Raw genomic sequence first — 20,876 nt, 5'->3', positions numbered from 1 at the left:
TAACCTTTACCTATAGGATCGCACAATGAACTATAAAAATTGGCCTATTGCAAAACAGATCGGCGCCCTTGCTTTTATCCTCACCCTGATCATTTTCTGCATACTGAGTACCCTTTCCTACAAATCTGCTTCAAATGTACTAGAAGAAAAAGGCATTAGTGCTATGAAAGCCGAAATGCTTGCAGTATCAAACATGCTTGAACTGCAATATAGCAGCTTACTTCAACTGGCAAGACGTAATGCTGATGTCTTTAAAGAAATGTACCCAGGACAATTTAGTCTGTCGGATAACACCATCAATGTGCTCGGCGTGAACACTCCAGCATTATTTCACGAGAAAGAGCAGCTTAATTCTTCTAAGAGTAAAGTCGACCGTTTCGCCAACCTCACTGGTGGTACTGCTACCGTATTTGCCCGCGATGGAGATGACTTTGTACGTATTGCCACCTCTCTTAAAAAAGCTGACGGTACCAGAGCATTAGGGACTTTCTTGGGTAAAACTCATCCAGGTTATTCCACGTTAATGAAGGGAGATATTTACGAAGGATATGCCAAACTTTTTGGCAAAGACTATATGACTGTCTACCGACCCATTAAAAACATTGAAGGTAAAGTCATTGGGATCTTATATATTGGCTTCGAGATCACCCAAACACTTGAACAATTAAAAGAGGCAATGAATAAACTGACCTTAGAAGAAACAGGTCATTTTCTATTAATGCGTAAAGCAGATAATGTTCTGGTCGCAACACCTAAATTTAAGGCAGGAGAAACGGTAACCGAAGCGATGTTAGATGGATTAACACTCAGCCAAGCGGTTCAACACGACTCTGATTGGTACTACACCAATAGCCAGAATCAACAAATGTTTTCTCACGTTTTGGCCGTCCCAGGCTGGAATTGGTTATTAATCGGCCAAGTTAACGCGAACGAATTAAATGAAGAGAGTCTGTATCTTTTAACAATCAACGTCATTGTCGCCATTACCGGCATTTTGTTAATTACTGCTTTGCTATCTGTAGTATTACTTCGCGCGTTAAAACCTTTGCACGCTCTTCAACAACATATGGAAGTCTTAGGGAAAGGTGATTTCAGCTATCACATACCGCCCTGTGCGCCAGAAAGCCATAATGAGGTTGATAGGATTACCAACAGCGTAGCCTCTATGTCTTCAGAGCTGAGGCACTTGATTGTCGCTTTACAAACTTCAGTACAAAGTATTGAGCAGCAAGCATCTAAAGCCCAAGATATTGCCAAACAAAATGGTGAAGAAGCCCAAGCACTGATGCAACAAACGGATCAAATTGCGACGGCGATTGAGGAAATGTCCACTTCAATCCGTGATGTAGCAAATCACGCTCAAGATGGGGCCAATCAAACTCAACAAGTGGATATGGCTGCCAAAGAAGGCCAGCTGCAACAAACTCGGTTAGTACAAGATTTGTTGAAATTAAGCCAACAACTCAGCAGTAGTCATCAAGCCGTGGAAAAAGTCAGTCAAGAAAGTGAGGCGATTAGTAAAGTTACTGAAGTGATTAACAGCATCGCTGAACAAACTAATCTACTTGCGCTAAATGCTGCAATTGAAGCTGCCCGAGCGGGTGAACAAGGTCGTGGATTTGCCGTAGTTGCCGATGAAGTAAGAACCTTAGCACAACGCACTCAGTCATCCATTTTAGAGATTGGGCAAACTATTGAAAAACTACAAACCCAAGTAAAAACGACCACCAGCCAAATGGCACAGAGTCACCAACTCGGTATCACATCGGCAAATCAAGGGGAAGAAACCGGCAAACAACTCGAAGAAATTAACCGTCGAATTGCCGAGCTTGCCATTAGCTCTCGCAATATTGCCTCTGCAACCGAGCAGCAAAGCAGTGTTGCCCAAGAGATCACCCATAATCTGCACCAGATAAGTGAACTGGCTAATGAGGGCGAGCACAGAGCTACTGAAACGGTGAACTCAGCGAATGAGTTATCCTCCCTAGCCTTCGCTCTTAAGCAGCAAATTAGTCAATTTAAAGCCTAGGTCAAACCATTGCTTTGTCACGATACCGCCCGCTTCTTGGGCGGTATTTTTTTGCTTAATTAACGAAGTCAAAAAATGATGAACACCGCTAATAGCCATCACAGACGAATCCTCTAACCCTTGCTAAGTGAATCTTCCACCTTGAAACCTGTTTGGCTTTGGCTTTGGCTTTGGCTTTGGCTTTGGCTTTGGCTTTGGCTTTGGCTTTGGCTTTGGCTTTGGCTTTGGCAATTGAGCATAAGCTTTTAAATAGGCTTGAACTAAAGCTTTGTGCTAATCAATACTGTTCGGCTACATCATATTGAGCCGTTTCTCTTATGGAAAGCCGCCGCTAACTTGTTGTTTGTTGCTTGTTACATTCGATATATCAGCAAATCAAACCATCTAAGCGAATCCTTTGAACTGAGTAATCAGGTAATAAAAAACCCCGCGATTGCGGGGTTTTAAAGGGTTCATGCTATAGGAGGTTAACTGTTACTCAGCGTCATCGCTTGAGCGGTCCATGTTCTCCGTGTTTTCAAGCCAAAGCGCATTGATAACACCGAAGGAACAGGCTAACAAAACCCCTAATATCCACGTGAAATACCACATAGTAGATGCTCCTTAATTCTAATAGAGTGAGGCTTTGTTATCTTCAATATGTTTGCGGGTTAAGCGACCAAACATCTTGAAGTAAGTCCATACAGTGTAACTTAACACGATTGGAACGAAGATAATCGCCGCCCATGTCATCACAGTTAATGTCATTTCACTCGCAGTCGCATCCCACATAGTTAAGCTCACATTAGGATCTAATGATGATGGCATGACGAATGGGAACATAGCTGCACCACAAGTTAAAATCACCATCGCCAGTGTCAGCGAGCTAAATAGGAACGCAAATCCTGAACGATTTAAGCGGCTCACCACGATTACCAGCAGTGGTAATGCCACACCTAATACTGGGAACAGCATAGTAATAGGATACTTATCATAGTTAGCTAACCAAGCACCTGATTCAACCGCGACCGTTTTCAGGGTTGGGTTTGACAATGCATGGTGATCCAGTGTTGAAGTCACTACATAACCATCAATACCGTTAGCTAGCCATACACCTGCAGCAGCAAATAATACCGCCACTAACAAGGCTAATAGTTGAGTTGCATTCGCAGCACGAACACGCAATTCACCTTCGGTTTTCATTTGTAGCCATGCTGCACCTTGCATCATAAACATAGCAGCGCTGACTAAGCCTGCGAGTAAACCGAATGGGTTCAACAGACCAAATAAACCGCCATGATAGGTAGCACGCAAGAATTCATCAAAATTGAATGGCACACCTTGCAGCAAGTTACCAAAGGCGACACCGATAATCAGTGGCGGAACAAAACCACCGACGAACAATGCCCAATCCCAAGACTTACGCCATTTTGGATTCTCGATTTTAGAACGGTAATCAAAACCCACTGGACGCATGTACAAGGCAAACAGCACTATCATCATGGCCACATAGAAGCCAGAGAAAGACACTGCATACACCATAGGCCAAGCAGCAAATAAAGCACCGCCTGCGGTAATTAACCACACTTGGTTACCGTCCCAATGGGGGGCTACAGAGTTAACCATAATACGGCGTTCAGTATCGTCTTTACCGAGAATAGGCAGCAATGCACCTACCCCCATGTCAAAACCATCAGTAACCGCAAATCCGATGAACAGTACGCCGATCAGAGCCCACCAGATCATTCTCAATATTTCATAATCAAACATAATGAAATCCTCTGCTTAGGCTTCTAGTTTCTCGAAGTGGTAACGACCTGTTTTTAAGCTGCTTGGTCCAAGACGTGCAAACTTAAACATCAGGAACATCTCAATAATCAACAGCACTGAATAGAACAGGGTAATTGAGATAATACTGAACCACAGATCACCAGTCGTTAAACTCGATGCAGACATAAAGGTCGGCAACACCTCAGAGATGGTCCAAGGTTGACGGCCGTATTCAGCCACAAACCAACCACACTCAATCGCAATCCAAGGTAATGGCAAGCTATAAAGCGCAGCTTTAAGTACCCATTTCTTCTCTTCGATCTGATGACGAGTGCTTTGCCAAAACGCAGCTGCAAACACAAACAACATGAAGAAACCTAAACCAACCATAATACGGAAGCTCCAGAAAATTGGGGCAACACTTGGAATAGAGTCTTTCGCTGCTGCTTTAATTTGCTCTTCAGTCGCATCCACTACATTGTCAGTGTAACGCTTCAGGAGTAAGCCATAACCTAAGTCAACTTTAGCCGCTTCAAATGCTGCACGTAATTCTGGAGAAGTATCACCAGCACGCAGTTTCACCAGCATTTCATAGGCTTTCATACCATTACGAATACGCACTTCGTGTTCGGTAATTAAGTCGCGAATACCTGTGACTTCCTCATCTAAAGAACGTGTTGCCACGATACCCATAGCGTAAGGGATCTTCACCGCGAAATCGGTGTGCATGGTTTCTTGATTTGGGAAACCTACAGCAGTAAAGGCTGCAGGAGCTGGCTCTGTGTGCCACTCAGCTTCAATTGCCGCTAACTTAACGCGTTGTGCCTCACCCACTTTATAGCCTGATTCGTCACCCAGTACGATAACAGACAGGATAGACGCCATACCAAAACTTGCCGCAATCGCAAATGAACGACGCGCAAAGGGTAAGTCACGTTTCTTAAGAATGTAGTAAGAGCTGATCGCTAAGATAAACATTGCGCCAGTCACATAACCAGAGGCGACAGTGTGAACAAATTTAACCTGTGCAACAGGGTTAAAGATGACATCTGCAAAACTGGTCATTTCCATACGCATGGTTTCGTAATTGAATACGCTGCCCACAGGGTTTTGCATCCAACCGTTTGCCACCAGAATCCACAGTGCGGAGAAGTTAGTACCGAAAGCCACAAGCCAAGTTACCGCTAAATGTTGACGCTTGCTGAAACGATCCCAACCGAAGAAAAACATACCTACGAAGGTCGATTCTAAGAAGAACGCCATCAAACCTTCAATGGCCAGTGGTGCACCAAAAATGTCACCAACATAATGCGAATAATAAGACCAGTTAGTACCAAACTGGAATTCCATCGCTAAACCCGTTGAAACACCCAAGGCAAAGTTGATACCAAACAACTTACCCCAGAACTTAGTCATATCTTTATAAATTTGTTTATCAGTCATCACATAGAGTGATTCCATGATAGCCAGCAAAAATGCTAACCCCAAGGTTAAGGGAACAAACAGGAAGTGATACATGGCCGTCAGCGCAAACTGCAGCCGCGATAGCTCAACAACCTCTTCAACAATCATCGGTGACTCCTTACGTGGTGCGTCCAATTGCTACGACAACATGAGCCATTCATAGCAAGTGCCTTTGTAGGATAGTGAGTTTTCATTTTGTGTTTATAACTGAAGCCAGTATAAACCGTTAAATTTCATCTTTTTCATTACATCGAAGCAGCAAGGCCTAAAAATCCCCTTTTTCCTCGCATACTGAGACACCTGTCACACTATCGCTCGGCTTTGAGACTTCCACCTCACCACCCAATCCTACAAATGATCCCATCGATATAAATATCAGATAGTTAAGATATTTAATCGCTTTCATTTGTGAGTATTTTATACCACCCGCCTTTGATTCAAATCAATCAAACTCAGGGGTTTAGATGGGTTTTGCTACGGGGCACACACTTCACTTTCACCCACCGTTGACAGTGTCAAAAATATGAGGTAGAGAGCACTCAAAATTAAATTAAAAACCACTCTTTTGGCAATTTAAACAAAAAATCACATCCTAACCGCCAAAAACAAATAAAAACAAACAAAAAACAACATTAACACTAATGAAACATTATATTTTTACATAAAGCATAATAAATAAAAACCTTTAAAATCAATATTTAAATTAAAAATAAAAAGCAATATCCCATAAATAACAACAAAATTTGATTAGTTTTTCTAATTGTTAAATATACTTTTTCTCGTTTGATAAGCTAATTCATACTGGTTAATATATCTCCTGTGTTAAGGAGACGGTTTGATGTGACTGGTGAAGCGCCCCAGACAAGCCAAACTCCGCGCACATAGGTATAACTTTGGTGTGGAGAAAACGATATGACAAATTTATTCGAACGTCTGGTTAACAGCTATAAGCGTGTTTTTGTTGAACTTTATACTGCTCGTGAGCTGTAATCGTTCACCGCTTACTCTGAAATAATACTGATTTGATTTGAAGTTTTGTTAGCGCAAAACGAGCCCCCTTCTCGATGAGTTGGGGGCTTTTTATTTTTATTGTCCGCAGATGGTGGGCTTTAAAGCAATTAAATAATGGTAATAAGGTTTTGTTTCACATGTGTGAACTACTTATTAAGAGGTATTTAGCTGATTAAGTCGGTATTTTTTAAATTGACTGCATTAGAAAAAATGCAGATAACGCTAACATATTAAAATATATTAATTTTTTAAAGATGTGTTTTATATATGAAAAAAGGAGCGAAAAATTTCGCTCCTTTTTAGCTGTGCTAAGCTGAGGTTTTATCAATAAAAAAACTAGCCTAGGTTAACTCTTGCATTGCGGAACATGCGCATCCATGGGCTGTCTTCACCCCAGTTATCTGGATGCCAAGAATTCGCAACCGTTCTAAATACACGCTCAGGATGAGGCATCATCAGAGTCACACGGCCATCGGTAGTACAAATACCGGTTAAACCGTTTGGCGAACCGTTCGGGTTTTGTGGGTATTGGGTGGCAATTTCACCTTTACCATTCACAAAACGCAGCGCGATGGTGCCAGAGGCCTCAGCTAACGCGAGCGCCTGCGCGCTGGCAAACTCTGCATGTCCTTCGCCGTGGGACACGGCGATAGGCATACGTGAGCCAGCCATACCTTGGAAGAACAGTGATGGACTTTGCTGCACTTCAACTAAGCTGAAACGCGCTTCAAAACGCTCAGAGCGGTTACGCACGAAACGTGGCCAGTGCTCACTACCAGGGATGATTTCCTTCAGGTTAGACAGCATTTGGCAACCGTTACACACACCAAGAGCAAAGCTTGAGTCACGTTCGAAGAAACGTGAGAACTCATCGCGAGCACGCTCGTTGAACAGGATAGACTTAGCCCAACCTTCACCCGCACCTAATACGTCACCGTAGGAGAAGCCACCACAGGCCACCAGACCTTGGAACTCTTCGAGGCTAATGCGGCCCGACAGAATGTCAGACATATGCACGTCACGGCTTTCAAAACCTGCGCGGTCGAATGCAGCAGCCATTTCCACATGGGAGTTAACACCCTGCTCACGCAGAATCGCCATCTTAGGTGCAGCACCTTTGAGGATGTACGGCGCAGCAACGTCTTCATTTGGATCGAAGCTTAAGTTAACAGTTAAACCTAAGTCGGTTTCATCCTGCTTAAGCTTAAATTCTTCTAATGCACAGGCTGGGTTATCACGCAGCGCTTGCATGCGGTAAGTGGTTTCAGACCAGATAGTACGCAGTGCAACACGCGTCTCGCTGAACACTTCACGCGCACCATCTTTAATGGTGATGCGTTGGTCATTCGCTAAAGAGCCAAACATATGGCAAGGCACGCCTGCTTGGGCGAATTGCGCTGTGATAAGCTCGGCATCCGCGCGGCTCACTTGCAGTACGCCACCGAGTTCTTCATTGAATAGACGTTCAACGTCAGTACCTTGCAGTGCACTTAAGTCAATAGACAGACCCGTGTTACCGGCAAAGGCCATTTCCACTAAGGTGGTGAATAAACCACCGTCACTGCGGTCGTGGTATGCAATAACCGACTTCTTCGCCACCAGTTTTTGCATGGTTTCGAAGAAACCACGTAACAGTGCTGCATCGTCTAAGTCCGGTGCGATATCACCTAACTCACCGTAAACCTGTGCCAAACAAGAACCGCCTAAACGGTTTTTGCCAGCGCCTAAGTCGACTAATAACAGCGAGGTTTCGCCTTTATCACTGCGAAGCTCTGGCGTTACCGTGTTACGGATATCCTGCACCACACCGAAGGCAGAAATCACCAGTGACATAGGTGCCGTCACGGTTTTGTTAGCGCCGTCTTGCTGCCATGCGGTTTTCATCGACATGGAGTCTTTACCTACAGGAATGGTCAGGCTCAGCTCAGGACACAGCTCTTCACCCACAGCTTTAACCGCTTCATAAAGACCCGCATCTTCACCGGGGTGCCCCGCGGCAGACATCCAGTTAGCCGACAGTTTGATACGTTTGAACGAACCAATATCCGCACCTGCGATGTTCATAATCGATTCGGCAACCGCCATACGGGCAGAGGCGCCAAAATCGAGCAGAGCTAGCGGCGTACGTTCACCCATAGACATGGCTTCACCGGCGTAGGTATCAAAGCTTGCCGCCGTGACCGCGCAATCCGCAACGGGTACTTGCCATGGGCCAACCATTTGGTCACGGTTCACTAGACCCGTTACCGTACGATCACCAATGGTGATCAGGAAGGTTTTGTCCGCCACGGTTGGCAGGCTAAGAATGCGTTTAACCGCTTCTTTCACATCGATCTTGCTTTGCTCAATTGCAGGAGAAACAGCCTTTTTAGACACCACATTACGGCTCATTTTAGGTGCTTTACCTAATAACACCTCAAGTGGTAAATCGATAGGATTGTTATCGAAATGGCTGTCGGCTAGGGTTAAATGCTGCTCTTGCGTCGCCTCGCCCACCACCGCAAACGGTGCGCGCTCACGCTCACAAATCGCCGTAAATAAAGGCAGGTCTTCGGCTGCGACCGAAAGCACATAACGCTCCTGCGATTCGTTACACCAGATCTCCAACGGGCTCATGCCCGGCTCGTCCGATGGCACGTTGCGCAGATTGAAGATACCACCACGTCCGCCATCGTTAACTAACTCAGGGAAAGCGTTAGATAAACCACCCGCGCCCACGTCGTGGATAAACTGGATTGGGTTTTTATCGCCTAACTGCCAGCAGCGGTCGATCACTTCCTGACAGCGACGCTCCATTTCTGGGTTTTCGCGTTGAACCGATGCAAAGTCTAAATCTTCGCTCGATTGACCCGACGCCATCGAAGAAGCCGCGCCGCCGCCTAAACCTATGTTCATCGCAGGGCCACCGAGTACGATCAGCTTAGCACCGACGGTGATTTCGCCTTTTTGGACGTGCTCTTCACGGATGTTACCTAAACCACCAGCTAGCATGATGGGCTTGTGATAACCACGGACTTCTACGCCGTTGTGGCTCGAGACTTCTTGCTCATAGGTACGGAAGTAACCTAACAGCGCTGGACGACCAAACTCGTTGTTAAACGCCGCGCCGCCAAGTGGGCCTTCGGTCATAATGTCCAGCGCGCTGACGATGCGATCCGGCTTACCATAATTACCTTCCCAAGGTTGAACAAAACCTGGGATTTTTAAATTCGATACGCTAAAGCCAGTTAAACCCGCTTTAGGTTTAGAGCCACGACCCGTTGCACCTTCGTCGCGGATCTCACCACCCGAACCTGTCGCCGCACCTGGGTATGGGCTGATTGCCGTAGGATGGTTGTGGGTTTCCACTTTCATCAGTACGTGCATTGGCTCAGTGTGATAGCTGTAAACACCGTTTGGATCGGGGAAGAAACGTCCCGCAACCGAACCTTCCATCACAGCGGCGTTATCTTTATAGGCAGATAACACGTGGTCTGGCGTGGTTTCAAAAGTGTTTTTAATCATTTTGAACAGAGACTTAGGCTGCGCCTGCCCATCAATTGTCCAATCTGCGTTAAAAATCTTGTGACGGCAGTGCTCAGAGTTGGCCTGAGCAAACATCATCAGTTCAATATCGTTTGGATTGCGGTTCAAACGCACAAAGTTTTCGACTAAATAATCGATTTCATCTTCGGCGAGCGCCAGACCCATTTCGACGTTAGCCACTTCAAGGGCACGGCGACCTTCAGCCAACACGTTCACACTCTTGAACGGCGCAGGTTCAGTTCGCTTAAACAGCACATCGGCCTTAGCAAAATCGTCCAGTACCACTTCAACCATACGGTCGTGCAATAACCCTTTGAGGGTCTGTTGCTGCTCGCCAGTCAAAGTGTCTGACTCCACATAATAGGCAACACCACGCTCTAAGCGTTTCACTTTACCTAAACCACAATTGTGGGCGATATCAGTGGCTTTAGAAGACCATGGAGAAATTGTGCCGGGGCGGGGAGTAACAAACAGGAGTGAACCTTGGGGGGTATGGGCTTCGATAGCAGGTCCATAGGTGAGAATTTTTTCAAGTTGCTCGCGCTCATTGGTCTCAAGCAACTCGCTCAAATCCGCTAAATGAACATACTCAGCATAGATTTGGCGTACCGGAAGCGCAGCATTTACGCAGGCCTCCATTAGCTTTTGCACTCTAAACGTCGAGAGTGCTGGGGCTCCGCGGATGATCTCCATCACGTCAATTCACCTTATATTTATAATTGCAGGGGTCAGAGATGGCGCTATTATAAGGAAATGTCTGTCACAAATCACCTGTGACCTTACGCAAAACAGTGTTTCCTATAAGATAAAAAGCGGCCCTTTTCCCCTCCTTCGTATTCCATGCAGTACGATTTTTTTAACGCAATTGGCAACAAACGGATATAATCACAGCAATGTCAGCCAGTTAATCCTTGCTACCTCACTGACCTTCATTTTTTCATCATTTTGATTTTATTTAATAAAGTGTGTTTAATGACTCGATTTCTGTTCGCGATTATCTTAGGTTTCTTACTGACGGCGTGTCAGCAAGTGACCGTGGAAGAAACAGAATATGTCCCCCATAAACTCACCGAATTAAGAGTCGGCACCCTTTATGGCCCGCAAATTTATATGACCTCGGGCCAAGGCAACAGTGGCTTCGATTACGATATGGCGGTGCTCTTTGCCGAGTATCTCGATGTGCCCTTAAAAATGGTGCCTTATACCAACCGCGCCGAACTCTATGATGCACTGAAAAAAAACGAGATTGATATCATTGCTGCGGGGATGACAGAAACCCCAGCGCGGCGCGAACAATTCCGTTTAGGCCCGCCGCTGTATCGCGTCAATCAAGTACTGGTTTACCGTGAAGGCATGCCAACACCCAAAGATATCACTGACTTAAAAGGCAAAATTACCGTAATTGCCGACTCTTCTTTTGTGGAAACCTTGACGCAATTACAGAAACGCCATCCGACGCTGGTGTGGGATCAAGTCACAGATAAAGACAGCGAAGAGCTGCTGGCGATGATCGCCAACAAGGAAATCGACTACACCATCGCCGACTCGAGCAGTGTGCAGATTAACCGTCGTTATTTGCCGGATCTGCGTTCAGGGCTCGTGCTAGAAGAAAAGCTTGATGTGGTTTGGTTGCTGCCGCCCACTCACAGTGACGGCTTGATGAGTCAGCTATTGGCGTTTTGGCACCAAGAAAAACTCGCCGGCACACTCGATCACTTAAACGAAAAGTACTTTGGTCACGTTAAGCGTTTCGACTATATCGATACCCGCGCCTTCCTGCGCGCCATCGAAACCGTGTTGCCCCGTTATCGGCAGCTTTTCGAAACCCACGCTGGTGACTTAGATTGGCGTAAATTGGCGGCGACCAGTTATCAAGAGTCCCATTGGAATCCTAATGCCCGCTCACCCACAGGGGTGCGCGGCATGATGATGCTCACGCAGCCGACCGCCAAAGAAATTGGCATTACGAACCGCCTCGATGCGGAAGAAAGTATTCGCGGCGGCGCTGCTTATTTACGGGATATGATCAACCGTCTGCCCGAATCTATCCCCGAGAGTCAACGCATGTGGTTTGCGCTGGCCTCTTACAATATCGGTTATGCCCATGTGGAAGACGCTCGTAAACTCGCTGAGTCCATGGAGCTTAATCCCAACGCCTGGCGGGATCTTAAAAAGGTATTGCCACTGCTACAAAAGCGTAAATATTACCAAAAGACCCGCTACGGCTATGCCCGTGGTAGCGAAGCCGTGCATTACGTCGACAGCATTCGCCGTTATTACGACACCTTAGTCTGGGTCGATAATCAATCTAAACAGCAAAATAGCGATGAGGAAGAACCGAGCGACCTCGCCTCGGAAGATGGCCCAGCGCCAGTGCCTGGCACACTTAGCCCAGATAAGCCGAAATAACCCTAACCGCTTCCCCCTCAATAACTTGACTTGCGCCGCAACCTTGCTTTTTTGCGACCATCACACCACGATTTTAATCTTAGATTAAGTGATTACAGGCTAAAGTGAGCTCGCTTTGGGCTAAAAACGCTGCTTTATAGAGCAGATGCATCGAGGGGGATTGTCGCCCGAGATCTCTGCTGATACTGTCATAGTGACAGGTCGATATAATAATTATTGCGTGTTAACCCATAGCTGTTAACTAAAGCAACATAACCAAGACAATAACAAGATTGAAAACGGGGTCTATATGAGAAGAAAAACCATCAATAACAATGCATCACGCCGCCGCACCTTACTGAAAATTCGTCATCGTCGGGTGCTAAATCGTCACAAACTGTTTTTTACGTTTATCCAATCCCAAGACTAACGCTAAAGCGAGTCCATAAACTCCTCTAGGATAGCGTTCCTTGCTGCGCCTTTTGAGCCTGTTTTAAAGCCTTCTTCTCCTCCCTGCGACGCTTGAAAAAGCGGCTCAATTGGTCAGCACATTCCTGCGCTAACACCCCAGATGTCACCTCAACTTGATGATTAAAAGCAGGATGTTGCAAGAGGTTAAGCACGGTTCCCGCTGCGCCAGTCTTCTCATCTTTTGCACCAAAGACCACGCGGGCAATCCGGCTATGCACCATAGCTCCGGCGCACATTGCACAAGGTTCGAGGGTAACGTAAAGAGTGGTATCAAGGAGGCGATAGTTTTCAATCGTTTGCCCCGCTGCTCGTAAACACTGAATTTCAGCATGGGCGCAGGGGTCATGCTCACTGATAGACAAGTTATATCCGGCCGCGATTTGCTGACCCTCTTTTACTAAAACCGCCCCCACTGGTACTTCATCCGCCGCCTCGGCCTTTTCAGCCATAGTCATCGCGACACGCATCCAATGTTCATCGACTCGAGCTTGTTCAAGACTAGCTTGCTCGAGACAAGGTTGCTCGCCAGCTAGCACATCAGCACTCACTTCATCACAACCAAGTTCATCAGAGCTATTTGTTTTCGCATGCAAGGTTTTGGGGTCCAGTTTTATCTGCTCCACTTAAGGATTCTCTTTAATCAACAATTTGGGCAATTATACCCATAACCAATAAAAAAAGGCGCACTTGGCGCCTTTCGTTAATGCATGTCATCAAGACAAGAAATTATTCCCACTCAATAGTTGCAGGTGGCTTACCTGAAATATCGTAAACTACACGGGAGATACCGTCGATTTCGTTGATGATACGGTTAGACACTCGGCCTAAGAAATCGTATGGCAAGTGTGCCCAGTGAGCGGTCATAAAGTCGATGGTTTCAACGGCGCGCAGTGACACCACCCAATCGTATTTACGGCCATCGCCCATTACACCGACAGAGCGAACAGGTAAGAACACGGTAAATGCTTGGCTGACTTTGTTATAAAGATCAGCTTTGTGCAGCTCTTCGATGAAAATGGCATCGGCGCGGCGCAGCAAATCGCAGTACTCTTTCTTCACTTCGCCAAGCACGCGCACACCTAAGCCTGGGCCTGGGAACGGATGGCGGTAAAGCATGTTGTATGGCAGACCTAGCTCAAGACCAATCTTACGCACTTCGTCTTTAAAGAGTTCGCGCAGTGGCTCAACCAGACCTAACTCCATATCCTCTGGCAGACCGCCAACGTTATGGTGCGACTTAATCACATGGGCTTTACCTGTGGCGCTGCCAGCCGATTCAATCACGTCTGGGTAGATAGTGCCTTGGGCTAACCATTTAGCGTTAACGCATTTCTTGGCTTCTTCGTCGAAAATTTCAACGAATACACGACCGATGATTTTACGTTTCGCTTCAGGATCAGCTTCGCCTTTGAGTGCTTCGAGGAAGCGGTTTTCCGCATCGACGTGAACAATGTTCAGGCCGAAATGGTCACCAAACATTTCCATCACTTGTTTCGCTTCGTTTAAACGCAGTAAGCCGTTATCAACGAATACGCAGGTCAGTTTTTTGCCAATGGCGCGGTGCAGCAGCATGGCCACTACCGATGAATCCACGCCACCAGACAGACCTAAAATCACTTCATCTTCGCCCACTTGCTTTTTCAAGCGTTCGATAGCGTCTTCGATGATTGAAGAAGGTTTCCAGTTGGCCGCACAGCCGCAGATATCTAAGGCGAAGTGCGACAGCATACGCATGCCTTGGCGGGTATGGGTGACTTCAGGGTGGAACTGCACGCCGTAGAAGCGTTTTTCCTCACAAGACATGGCCGCGAATGGGCAAGTATCAGTCTTAGCAACCGCAACGAAACCTTCTGGGATCGCCGAAACTTTATCGCCATGGCTCATCCACACGTCGAGCAGTGATTTGCCATCGGCACTGACTGCGTCTTCGATATCTTTAAACAGGGCCGATTGCGCTAACATTTCGATTTGAGCGTAGCCGAACTCGCCTTCGCCTACGCCTTGAATCACTTTACCGCCGAGCTGCTCAGACATGGTTTGCATGCCGTAGCAGATCCCTAATACAGGCACGCCAGCATTGAACACATATTCAGGTGCGCGGGGAGAATTGTCGGCAGTCACACTTTCAGGGCCGCCAGCGAGGATAATCCCGTTAGGGGCAAACTCACGGATTTGGGCTTCGGTCACATCCCACGCCCATAACTCACAGTAAACACCAATTTCACGGATACGACGGGCAATTAGCTGGGTGTACTGAGATCCAAAGTCGAGGATCAGTATCTTATGCTCATGAATATCGCTCATGGATAACCTTTATCTCATCTATTGTTTTAACTTAGCTCAAGACTGCGAGGTTCAATCTTGAGGGCATACAAATCTTAATAACGGGGCGGCTTATCGCCGCCCCGTTATCAGAAACGTTTACGCACCTGAACGGTAGTTTGGCGCTTCTTTAGTGATAGTCACATCGTGAACGTGGGACTCGCCCATGCCCGCAGACGTCACTTTCACAAACTGCGCTTTTTCGTTCAGTTCTTGAATCGTGGCACAGCCCGTTAAGCCCATGCATGAACGCAGACCGCCCATATGTTGATGGATGATTTCCTTGAGCTTGCCTTTGTAAGGTACACGGCCTTCGATGCCTTCTGGCACCAGCTTGTCGGCAGCATTGTCAGATTGGAAATAACGGTCAGAAGAACCTTGAGACATGGCGCCTAAAGAACCCATACCACGGTATGACTTATAGGCACGGCCTTGGTAGAGTTCCGTTTCGCCTGGCGCTTCGTCAGTACCCGCGAACATTGAACCCGCCATAATGCACGATGCACCTGCGGCTAAAGCTTTGGCTAAGTCACCCGAGAAACGGACACCGCCGTCGGCGATAACAGGGATCCCTAAACCTTTTACGGCTTCGGCAGCGTCAGACACTGCGGTAATTTGTGGCACGCCCACACCCGTCACGATACGTGTGGTACAGATAGAACCAGGGCCAATACCAACTTTAACCGCGTTAACACCAGCTTCAACTAGGGCTAATGCGCCTTCAGCTGTTGCCACGTTACCACCGATAATTTGTAAATCTGGGTATTTTGCGCGGGTTTCACGGATACGTTGCAACACGCCTTCAGAGTGGCCGTGAGAAGAGTCAATTAAGAGCACGTCAACACCGGCTTTCACCAGCGCATCGACACGCTCTTCGTTACCCGCACCTGCACCTACGGCAGCGCCCACACGTAAACGACCTAATTCGTCTTTACAGGCATTCGGCTTACGCTCGGCTTTTTCGAAGTCTTTTACTGTGATTAAGCCTTTCAGCTTGAAGTTATCATCGACAACTAACACTTTTTCGATACGGTTTGAGTGCATTAACTTTTGCACTTCATCTAACTTAGTGCCTTCCGCAACAGTGACTAAACGCGCCTTTGGCGTCATCACTTCTTCTACGGTTTTGCTCCAGTCAGTCACGAAACGTACGTCACGGCCAGTGATGATACCCACCAATTCATTGGCTTCGTTTACCACAGGGTAACCCGCAAAACCATTCTTCGCGGTCAGCACTTTAAGATCCGCCAGCGTAGTTGAAGGCGTTACCGTCACAGGTTGTTGAACCACACCTGCTTCGTAAATTTTTACTTTACGAACTTCTTCGGCCTGCTTTTCTATGCTCATGTTTTTATGAATAAATCCTAAGCCACCTTCCTGTGCCATGGCGATCGCAAGACGCGCTTCGGTCACAGTGTCCATAGCGGCAGACACAAGCGGAATATTCAGTTCAATGGTATTGGTCAGGCGAGTTTTAAGGATGGCGGTGTTTGGGAGTACAGTAGAATGCGCAGGAACAAGTAACACATCGTCAAAGGTTAGCGCTTCTTTAATTAAACGTAGCATAGGCAACATCTCCCCAGTTGAGTAGGATTTTAGAGGTGAAATATTGCGGCGGGATTATACCTTGCATCTGGGGAGCGGTAAATGGAAAATAGTGAAAAAATCCCATTTGCACGAGAAAACACATGCAAGTCCCTAAAAATAATATTTATACCGTCTCACGCCTCAATGGTGAAGTCAGGCAAATTCTCGAGGGACAACTGGGAAAAGTCTGGCTAAATGGTGAAATTTCCAATTTTTCTGCCCCCAGCTCGGGCCATTGGTATTTAACCCTCAAGGACCATTATTCACAAATTCGCTGCGCCATGTTTAAGGGACGCAACCAAAGCGTGAGCTTTAAACCTGTGAATGGTCAACAGGTGCTCGTGAAAGGCGCGATTAGCGTGTACGAGCCTAGAGGCGACTATCAGTTATTGATTGAGTCTATGCTGCCCGCCGGGGATGGTTTACTGGCACAACAATTTGAAGCGCTCAAAATGAAGCTTGCGGCGCAGGGATTATTTGCCGCCGACACTAAACGCCAGCTTCCAAAAAATATTCAACGTATTGGTGTCATCACCTCCCCCTCGGGCGCGGCTATTCGCGATGTATTGCATGTACTTGCCCGCCGAGACCCATCGATTGAAGTAATAATTTATCCGACCCAAGTACAGGGTGAAAACGCAGATATGAATATCTGCCAAGCCATTAATATCGCCAATCAACGGCTCGAGGTGGATGTATTACTGCTCACCCGTGGCGGCGGCTCACTCGAAGATTTATGGTGTTTTAATAGCGAAGCGCTCGCCCACACTATTTACAACAGCGCCTTACCCGTTGTCAGCGCCGTAGGCCATGAAGTCGACACCACCATCAGTGACTATGTGGCAGACGTTCGCGCCCCGACGCCTTCTGCGGGTGCAGAACTACTGTCTCAGGATAGCGACAATAAGAGCCAACGCTTAGCCACAGTACTGTCGCGCCTTAAACAGAGCGCCAGCCACTATCAACTCAAGCAGGAAAGACGCTTAAGTTTGCTCGAACATAGGCTGCAACGCTTAGATCCTAAGCGTACCCTGCAGCAATTTGAGCAGCGTTTCGATGAGATGCAATTACGGCTCGAAGCCGCATTGTCTAACAAACTGCACGGTTTAAGTCGTCGTCAGCAGCAACTGGCCAGTCGCCTCGAGCAGCAATCTCCAAAGCACAAACTCGCGCTCGAGACCAATAGGTTGAGCTATTTAGCGACGCGTTTGCAGGATGCAATGCAGGATACCCTCAACCAAAACGAGCAGTGGATCAAATATGCCGCCCATCAATTAGAAACAGTCAGTCCATTAGCTACCTTGAGCCGGGGTTACAGCATCACCACAGATACAAATCATCAGGTCATAGACAATGCCGCTCAGCTGAGTGTTGGCGATAGGATAAACACTCGCCTACTCCATGGGCAGGTGCAGTCGACCGTGACGCACATAACGGATAAAAGCTAAGACTAAACAGCCTTAAGGCTCAACACTCAAGCCCATAGCTATACATTTTATCGAAACAAGACTTAAGATTTCCCCCTAAAATGCGCCAACAAAAAAGGAACCCTAGGGTTCCTTTTTTATGTTCGGCTTAAGCCAATAGCGCAAATTTACTTTGCCTTGCGGTCTTTAATATGACTCAGGGCGCGTTTACGGCGACGCTCTTGGCTCATAGTCAGCTTTTCAACTTTGTTTTCAAACGGGTTATCACCCTCTTGGAAACGTAGCTGAATTGGCGTACCCACCACTTTCAATGAACGACGGAAGTAGTTCATCATGTAGCGCTTGTAAGAATCCGGCAGCTTGCTGACTTGGTTACCGTGAATAACCACGATTGGCGGGTTATAACCACCGGCGTGGGCGTATTTCAGTTTCACACGGCGACCGTTCACCAATGGTGGCTGATGGTCATCCTGCGACATTTGCATGATGCGGGTCAGCATCGAGGTGCTCACACGGCGAGTCGCACTGTCGTAAGCTTCTTCAATCGACTCAAACAGATGACCAACGCCCGTGCCATGGAGCGCCGAAATAAAGTGAATGCGAGCAAAGTCGATAAAGCCTAAACGACGGTCGAGTTCACTCTTAACACGGTCCTTAACACCTTGGTCAATACCGTCCCACTTGTTGACAGCGATAACTAAGGCACGACCCGCGTTCAAGGCAAAACCTAATAGACCTAAATCCTGCTCGGCAATCCCTTCACGGGCATCGATGATCAGCAGCACGACGTTGGCATCTTCAACCGCTTTTAGGGTTTTGATCACCGAGAATTTTTCAATCACTTCATGGACTTTACTGCGGCGACGCACACCAGCAGTATCGATAATCACGTATTCGCGGCCATCGCGTTCCATCGGAATGTAAATACTGTCGCGGGTGGTGCCTGGCTCATCGTAAACCACCACACGCTCTTCACCTAAGATACGGTTAGTCAGTGTCGATTTACCCACGTTTGGCTTACCGATAATCGCAAGCTTAATCGGTAAATCCTGCAGACGCTTCTGCTCGGCTTCGGCTTCTTCTTCGGTGTACTGACGCTCGTCAACTTCTTCCTCTTCGCCTTGGCGTTCAATGCCCATAGCTTCAGCGTAAGGTGTCAGTGCGTACTCAATCATGTTGGTCACGCCGCGACCTTGGGCAGCAGCCATTTGATAGACTTCACCTAAACCTAACGACCAAAACTCGGCGCAGGCAGAATCGGCATCGATACCGTCAATCTTGTTAGCCACCACGAAAGTGGTTTTTTGGCGACTACGTAAATGCTGAGCGATAGACAAATCCGCGGCGGTTAAGCCCGCGCGCGCATCGGTCATAAATAAGACAACATCGGCTTCTTCGATAGCGGCGAGGGACTGCTCGGCCATCTTAGTTTCGATCCCCTCTTCGGTGCCGTCGATACCGCCGGTATCCACCACGATAAACTCATAGCCGGATAGGAATGCTCGACCATATTTACGGTCACGTGTTAGGCCAGGAAAGTCAGCAACCAGCGCATCACGCGTACGCGTGAGGCGGTTAAATAAGGTGGATTTACCGACGTTCGGCCGACCAACAAGGGCCACTACAGGGATCATGATTTTGCCTCTAAAAAACTTTTCAATAAAAAGCCCCCGGAACACACTTCCAGGGGCTCTACAAGGATAACACTTTTAACTAAGGAAGTGTTACAACAGCTAGCTTTCCGCTGCGACCTTGCACGTAGATTTTATCATCCACCACTAACGGTTGGCTGAATAATCCAGAGCTGTCCACTTGGATACGACCGACAATACTGCCTGTGCTGCGGTCGATAAAGTGCAGATAACCTTCAAAATCGCCCACAACCAGATAGTCGCGATACACGGCTGGTGACGTGAGTGTACGATTCGCCAGCTCAGAGTTGCTCCACAATTCTAAACCGTTACGTCTATCCACAGAGTAGATACGACTGTGGTCATCCACCAAAAATAAGCTTAAACCCGCCGTAGCTAATTCATTGAAGCTTGAGTACTTGCGTGACCAAATAATTCGACCGGTACGCAGCTCCATCGACACCAAGTTACCGTTGTAACTCACCGCATACAGGTTATCACCTAAGATCAGCGGCGTCATATCCACATCGGCCATACGAGTAAACTCATTGCCGCCAGTTGGATTATAAATCGCTTGTTCCCATGCGGCTTGACCGTTGTTTTTCACCACAACGGCGACTTTGCCATCGGCGGTGCCGATAAAGAAACCACCTGCCTCATAGGCCGCAGAACCCGTGCCACGTAAGGTCAGATTCGGTAACTGCATGTCATAGACCCACAGCTTAGCGCCTGTATCGACGTTAAAAGCTTCGAGCGAACCTGAGCTGGTGCTCACCACCACCACATCATCAGCAACGGTTGGCTTAGAGAGTAACTCCCCTCCAGCAACGACATGCCACAGCACTTGACCATCTTCGGCATTCAGCGCGGCCAATAGACCACTCTCACCGCCGATAAAGAGTTTATTGCGCGCGGCAGTCACACCTGCGGCTAAGCGTGCGCCCTTGTTTTTGGCTAAGGCGTTATCACGGAACTCTTCACTAAAATCTTTTTTCCAAACCCGCTCACCCGTGGCTTCATCAAAGGCCACGACTTCGCCGTAACGGTCGGCTGCAAAAATTTTACCGTAACGAACTGCAGGAGTGAGGCGAGAATAATAATCACCGACACCGTCACCTACAGAGGCGCTCCAACTTACTTCAGGAAACACTGTCGCCTGAATCGCAGTTAACTCACTTACCGGTTCTTCTTCCACATCGCTAGAAGAACAGGCGGATAACATGGCTAGGCTTAACCCAGCGGCTAGCAGGTTCTTGCACCAAGACTTCATCA

General features: G+C 47.4%; 12 protein-coding genes. 3 read left to right on the top strand and 9 right to left on the bottom strand.

Features of this window, described 5'->3' with window-relative positions; all coding sequences use genetic code 11:
• The first annotated feature begins 25 nt into the window (after nt 1-25).
• The gene (locus EYR25_RS05665) at nt 26-2,029 is read left to right on the top strand and encodes a methyl-accepting chemotaxis protein (RefSeq protein ID WP_133178797.1); all 2,004 of its coding nucleotides are present in this window, start codon (nt 26-28) and stop codon (nt 2,027-2,029) included.
• 474 nt (nt 2,030-2,503) lie between these two features.
• Here EYR25_RS05665 and cydX read toward each other — a convergent pair whose 3' ends face one another.
• The 4 genes from cydX to purL form a co-directional block, all read right to left on the bottom strand.
• Nucleotides 2,504-2,620, bottom strand: a complete 117-nt coding sequence (gene cydX / locus EYR25_RS05660) for a cytochrome bd-I oxidase subunit CydX (RefSeq protein WP_011622029.1) — start codon at nt 2,618-2,620, stop codon at nt 2,504-2,506.
• An 18-nt stretch (nt 2,621-2,638) separates the two neighbouring features.
• A complete protein-coding gene (gene cydB, locus EYR25_RS05655; RefSeq protein WP_023267074.1) occupies nt 2,639-3,778 on the bottom strand; it encodes a cytochrome d ubiquinol oxidase subunit II in 1,140 nt (379 codons plus the stop codon).
• A gap of 15 nt (nt 3,779-3,793) precedes the next feature.
• Nucleotides 3,794-5,350 carry a cytochrome ubiquinol oxidase subunit I gene (locus tag EYR25_RS05650; RefSeq protein WP_133178796.1) on the bottom strand — a complete coding sequence of 519 codons (1,557 nt, stop codon included), beginning with the start codon at nt 5,348-5,350 and terminating at the stop codon, nt 3,794-3,796.
• A gap of 1,239 nt (nt 5,351-6,589) precedes the next feature.
• On the bottom strand, nt 6,590-10,471 hold the full coding sequence (gene purL, locus EYR25_RS05645) for a phosphoribosylformylglycinamidine synthase (protein ID WP_133182747.1): 3,882 nt from the start codon (nt 10,469-10,471) through the stop codon (nt 6,590-6,592).
• Between the two features lie 279 nt (nt 10,472-10,750).
• On the opposite strand from purL, the gene mltF reads away from it, so the two are divergent.
• Nucleotides 10,751-12,187, top strand: coding sequence for a membrane-bound lytic murein transglycosylase MltF (mltF, locus tag EYR25_RS05640; protein WP_011716320.1), 1,437 nt, complete (start codon nt 10,751-10,753; stop codon nt 12,185-12,187).
• 434 nt (nt 12,188-12,621) lie between these two features.
• On the opposite strand, the gene tadA is transcribed toward mltF, so the two are convergent.
• The 3 genes from tadA to guaB all read right to left on the bottom strand — a co-directional run bounded on the left by tadA (nt 12,622) and on the right by guaB (nt 16,525).
• Nucleotides 12,622-13,173 carry a tRNA adenosine(34) deaminase TadA gene (gene tadA / locus EYR25_RS05635; protein WP_165953548.1) on the bottom strand — a complete coding sequence of 184 codons (552 nt, stop codon included), beginning with the start codon at nt 13,171-13,173 and terminating at the stop codon, nt 12,622-12,624.
• Between the two features lie 190 nt (nt 13,174-13,363).
• Nucleotides 13,364-14,941: a glutamine-hydrolyzing GMP synthase gene (gene guaA, locus EYR25_RS05630; protein ID WP_133178794.1), complete on the bottom strand. Its 1,578-nt coding sequence runs from the start codon at nt 14,939-14,941 to the stop codon at nt 13,364-13,366.
• A 117-nt stretch (nt 14,942-15,058) separates the two neighbouring features.
• Nucleotides 15,059-16,525, bottom strand: a complete 1,467-nt coding sequence (gene guaB / locus EYR25_RS05625) for an IMP dehydrogenase (protein WP_011622022.1) — start codon at nt 16,523-16,525, stop codon at nt 15,059-15,061.
• 122 nt (nt 16,526-16,647) lie between these two features.
• Here guaB and xseA point away from each other — a divergent pair, with 122 nt between their 5' ends.
• Complete coding sequence (gene xseA / locus EYR25_RS05620; RefSeq protein WP_133178793.1) at nt 16,648-17,994, top strand: exodeoxyribonuclease VII large subunit; 1,347 nt, start codon at nt 16,648-16,650, stop codon at nt 17,992-17,994.
• Nucleotides 17,995-18,140: 146 nt separating this feature from the next.
• On the opposite strand, the gene der is transcribed toward xseA, so the two are convergent.
• The gene (gene der / locus EYR25_RS05615; RefSeq protein ID WP_039977774.1) at nt 18,141-19,607 is read right to left on the bottom strand and encodes a ribosome biogenesis GTPase Der; all 1,467 of its coding nucleotides are present in this window, start codon (nt 19,605-19,607) and stop codon (nt 18,141-18,143) included.
• A 79-nt stretch (nt 19,608-19,686) separates the two neighbouring features.
• Nucleotides 19,687-20,874 (bottom strand): outer membrane protein assembly factor BamB, encoded by a 1,188-nt coding sequence (bamB, locus tag EYR25_RS05610; protein WP_133178792.1) that lies wholly within the window; start codon nt 20,872-20,874, stop codon nt 19,687-19,689.
• Between the last annotated feature and the right edge of the window lie 2 nt (nt 20,875-20,876).

The organism is Shewanella decolorationis, from assembly GCF_004354305.1.
GTDB lineage: Bacteria > Pseudomonadota > Gammaproteobacteria > Enterobacterales > Shewanellaceae > Shewanella > Shewanella decolorationis.
The sequence above is the reverse complement of the archived record's forward strand: the minus strand, read 5'-3'. Positions and strand labels throughout refer to the sequence as shown.